This is a genomic window from Microbacterium sp. H6, from assembly GCF_003314775.1.
GTDB classification, from domain to species: domain Bacteria; phylum Actinomycetota; class Actinomycetes; order Actinomycetales; family Microbacteriaceae; genus Microbacterium; species Microbacterium oxydans.
Genome location: NZ_QOAY01000046.1, coordinates 1 through 3,916 on the forward strand (window position 1 = coordinate 1; position 3,916 = coordinate 3,916).

General features: G+C 70.1%; 6 protein-coding genes. 4 read left to right on the forward strand and 2 right to left on the reverse strand.

The window, feature by feature from the left end:
• The 4 genes from ribA to DSP71_RS02830 all read left to right on the forward strand — a co-directional run.
• On the forward strand, positions 1-468 hold a 468-nt coding region (gene ribA, locus DSP71_RS02815; RefSeq protein WP_147251174.1), incomplete at its 5' end, for a GTP cyclohydrolase II.
• A 29-nt stretch (positions 469-497) separates the two neighbouring features.
• The gene (locus DSP71_RS02820) at positions 498-986 is read left to right on the forward strand and encodes a MarR family winged helix-turn-helix transcriptional regulator (protein WP_058632825.1); all 489 of its coding nucleotides are present in this window, start codon (positions 498-500) and stop codon (positions 984-986) included.
• A 69-nt stretch (positions 987-1,055) separates the two neighbouring features.
• Entirely contained in the window at positions 1,056-1,973 is a 918-nt protein-coding gene (locus DSP71_RS02825) for a helix-turn-helix domain-containing protein (RefSeq protein ID WP_113680319.1), read from the forward strand.
• Between the two features lie 66 nt (positions 1,974-2,039).
• Positions 2,040-2,369: a helix-turn-helix domain-containing protein gene (locus tag DSP71_RS02830; RefSeq protein WP_113680320.1), complete on the forward strand. Its 330-nt coding sequence runs from the start codon at positions 2,040-2,042 to the stop codon at positions 2,367-2,369.
• A 237-nt stretch (positions 2,370-2,606) separates the two neighbouring features.
• Here DSP71_RS02830 and DSP71_RS02835 read toward each other — a convergent pair whose 3' ends face one another.
• On the reverse strand, positions 2,607-3,197 hold the full coding sequence (locus tag DSP71_RS02835) for a ClpP family protease (RefSeq protein ID WP_046748606.1): 591 nt from the start codon (positions 3,195-3,197) through the stop codon (positions 2,607-2,609).
• The gene (locus DSP71_RS02840; RefSeq protein ID WP_046748605.1) at positions 3,194-3,808 is read right to left on the reverse strand and encodes a ClpP family protease; all 615 of its coding nucleotides are present in this window, start codon (positions 3,806-3,808) and stop codon (positions 3,194-3,196) included. The genes DSP71_RS02835 and DSP71_RS02840 overlap by 4 nt, the downstream gene beginning before the upstream one ends.
• Positions 3,809-3,916 lie beyond the last annotated feature (108 nt).

Genomic DNA, 3,916 nt, shown 5'->3' on the forward strand with positions numbered 1-3,916 from the left:
GAGGCCCCGCTCGTGCGCCCGCACAGCGAGTGCCTGACGGGCGACGTGTTCGGGTCGGAACGCTGTGACTGCGGCCCTCAGCTGCGCGAGGCCGTGGAGCGCATCGCGGAGGAGGGCGGCTTCCTGCTCTACCTGCGCCAGGAGGGGCGCGGCATCGGCCTGTACGCCAAGCTCGACGCGTACGCCCTGCAGGATGCCGGCCTCGACACGTACGAGGCGAACGTCGCCCTGGGCCGGGGTGAGGACGAGCGCGACTACACGGTGGCGGCGCAGATGCTGCACGCGCTCGGCGTCGACGGTATCCGCCTGCTGAGCAACAACCCCGACAAGGCGGTGCAGCTCGAAGCCCTCGGGGTCCGCGTGACCGAGCGTGTACCCACCCGGGTGCACCTGTCGGAGTCGAACTCCCGCTACCTGCAGGCCAAGCGCGACCACACGGCGCACACACTCGACCTGTCCGCGGCATGACGGCAGGCGCGACAGCACGGGAGGGCATCATGACCTCGGAGGCGGACGGGACGGCGGAGCAGAATCCGCGTCGGCTCGACGACACCGAGATGGATACCTGGCTGCCGGTCATCCGCTTCGTGCAACTGCTCCCTCAGGTGCTCGACCGCACGCTGAAGGAAGAGGTCGGTCTCAACCACGCCCGCTACGCCATCCTCATCACCCTGGCCGGCCGGGGTGAGAGCGCCGTGACCATGACCGAGCTCGCCCGCATCGCCGGCCTCAGCCGGTCGCGTCTGAGCCACGCGCTGGACTCGCTCGAGGAGCGCGGCTGGGTCGAGCGCACCTCCTGCGGCTCCGACAAGCGCACCCTCTCGGCCTCGCTGACGCCGGCCGGACGGGAGATGCTCCGCACGGCGGCCCCCGTGCACGTCGAGCAGGTGCGGGAGCTCGTGCTCGATCCCCTCACCGGCGAGGAGCGCGAGCAGCTGGGGGCGATCCTCGGAAAGCTGCTCCCCGGCGTGACCGCGGCCCTCTGACGTACGGCCCGGGTCACCGGTACCGCCAGTACCTCCCTGTCCGGTCGTCGAGCGCGTAGCGTCGGATGCATGGACACCCGCAGCGAGGTGCGCGAGTTCCTCTCCACGAGGCGCGCACGCATCACCCCCGATCAGGCCGGACTCCCGGCGTTCGGCGGCAACCGCCGCGTTCCCGGACTGCGCCGCGAGGAGGTCTCGCTGCTCGCGGGGGTCAGCGTCGACTACTACACGCGTCTCGAACGCGGAGACCTGTCCGGGGCATCGGACAGCGTGCTCGATGCGCTGTCCCGTGCGCTCCAGCTGGATGAGGCCGAGACCGCGCACCTGTTCGACCTCGCCCGCGCCGCGAACACCTCGCCGGTCGCGCGCGCACCACGGAAGAAGACGACAGAGCTGCGTCCGAGCATCCTGCGCCTGCTCGACGCCATGACCGAAGCTCCGGCGATCGTGCGCAACAACTACTTCGACTACCTGGCGGCGAACGCCCTGGGTCGCGCCCTCTACGCGCCCGTGTTCGCGCAGCCGCAGCCGAACAGCGCGCGCTTCGCCTTCCTCGATCCGGCCGCGAAGGAGTTCTACCCCGAGTGGGATCGGAACACGCAGGAGCTCGTGGCCGCGATGCGCGGGGAGGCCGGACGCAACCCGTTCGACCGGAAGCTCACCGACCTGGTGGGCGAGCTCTCGACGCGGAGCGAGCGGTTTCGCACGCTGTGGGCCGCCCACAACGTGCGCTTCCACCGCACCGGGGTCAAGCGCATCACGCATCCCGTGGTCGGGGAGATCGAGCTCTCCTACGAGGCCTTCGAGCTGCCGGCCGATCCCGGGCTGCACCTCTCGACCTACACCGCGGAGCCAGGGACGGCATCGGCCGACAAGTTGAGGATGCTCGCGAGCTGGGCGGCGACGGATGCCGCCGCATCCCCCTCGCCCGAAGGCGCCGGCTCCTCGGCTTCGACAGACTCCGCCCCTGGTCACGCGGACGCCTAAGGACCCGCTGTTCTGCTCTGAGCAGAACCGCTCGAACCGTCCGGACACCTCGGCCTATCGTGAGGCATGGCCGACCTGCTCTCGTTCCCGCACACTCCTCGCTCCGACCGCCCGAAGTCGAACGACCCCGAGCCGCTGTGGCGTCACCTCCTCGGCGACCAGCTGCGTCGTCGACGCCACGACCGCGAGGAGACGCTCACCGAGACCGCCGAGAAGGCCGGCGTCTCGCCGCAGTACCTCTCCGAGGTGGAACGCGGGTTGAAGGAGCCGTCGAGCGAGATGATCGCCGCGATCGCCGGTGCGCTCGACACGAGTCTGATCGAGCTCACCAGCGACGTGGCCGACAGTCTGCGATCGACGGCCCCCTCGCGTGGCGCGTTCGCCCTCGCCGCCTGACCCCGAACCCGTGGTCGCTGGCCCGTCATCTGGTCCTGACCCGTCATCTGGTCCTGACCCGTCATCTGGTCGCTGACCCGTCACCTGGTCGCTGACCCGTCACCTGGTCGCTGACCCGTCATCTGGTCCCTGACCCGTCATCTGCATGAGCGACGGACGGATGCATGACCACAGGTCCCGCGTCGGTCATGCAGCCGCCCGTCGCTCATGCATCCGTCCGGCAGCCCGGACGCCGCCTCAGCTCCGCGCGCCGAGCACGGTGTCGATCAGTCCGTAGTCGAGCGCGGCGGGTGCCGTGAACACCCGATCACGGTCTGTGTCGGCTCGGAGTTCGGCGACCGTGCGACCGCTGTGCCTGGCCAGGATCTCCTCCATGTCGGAACGCACCCGCACCACTTCGTCGGCGGCAAGGATGAGGTCGGGGATCGCACCGCGCGACTGCCCTGCGGGCTGATGCAGAACGATGCGCGCGTGGGCGAGGGCCGCCCGCTCCCCCACGTCTCCTGCAGCGACCAGGAGCGCCGCGGGGCCGATGGCCTGGCCGACGCAGGTCGTCGCGATGCGCGGACGGATGTGCTGCATGGTGTCGTAGATCGCCAGCGCGGCCCCTGGATCGCCGCCCTCGCTGTTGATGTAGAACTGGATGCCGGATTCCGGGCTGTCCGCGTCGAGGTGCAGCAGCTGTGCGATGAGGGCGTTCGCGACCCCCGCATCGATGCCGGTGCCGAGGTAGATGACGCGCTCCGCGAGCAGATGCGAGTACACGTCCATGATGCGCTCGCCTCGGGGATGCTGCGCGATGACGTTGGGGATCGAGTAGGTGCTCATGCGTCCACCCCCAGACCGACGCGCGCGCGTCGTCGCGGCATCACGTCGCCGATCGAGACCACGATCGCGTCGATGAAGCCGTAGTCCTGCGCCTGCGTCGCGGTGTACCAGCGGTCGTGCAGCGAGTCCTCGAAGATGCGCGCGACGGGCTGACCGGTGTCGTCGGCGATCAGTCCGAGCACGGTGTCGCGCATGTGCCGCAGGTCGTCGGCCTGCGTCTCGAGCTCTCCCGCGGAGCCGCCGATGCCCGCGGACCCCTGATGCATGAGGATCCGAGCGTGCGGAAGCGCCCGGCGTTTGCCCGGGGTGCCGGCGGAGAGCAGGAACTGCCCGGCGCTGCACGCGAGACCGAGAGCCAAGGTCGCGACATCATTGGGGATCAGCCGCATGATGTCGCGGATCGCGAGCATCGAGGGCACTGACCCGCCGGGCGAGTGGATCCACAAGGCGATGTCTGCCGTGGGGTCCTCTGCCGACAGCGCGAGCAGCTGCGTCATCAGCAGCGTGCCGTTGTCGTCGTCGAGGGCGCCGTCGAGCACGAGCACCCGCTCGTGGAACAGCGCGCGCCGGGCTTCGGGACCGAACTGCGGGATGGGGTTGTCTTCGCTCATGCCCCCAGCATCGGCCGCAGCACATCGCGGACGGCGCGAATCCGCCCTGAGCGGCTCTGCCCTGAGCGGATGCCGGTGGGAGACATCCGCTCAGGGCGCTGGGGTGGG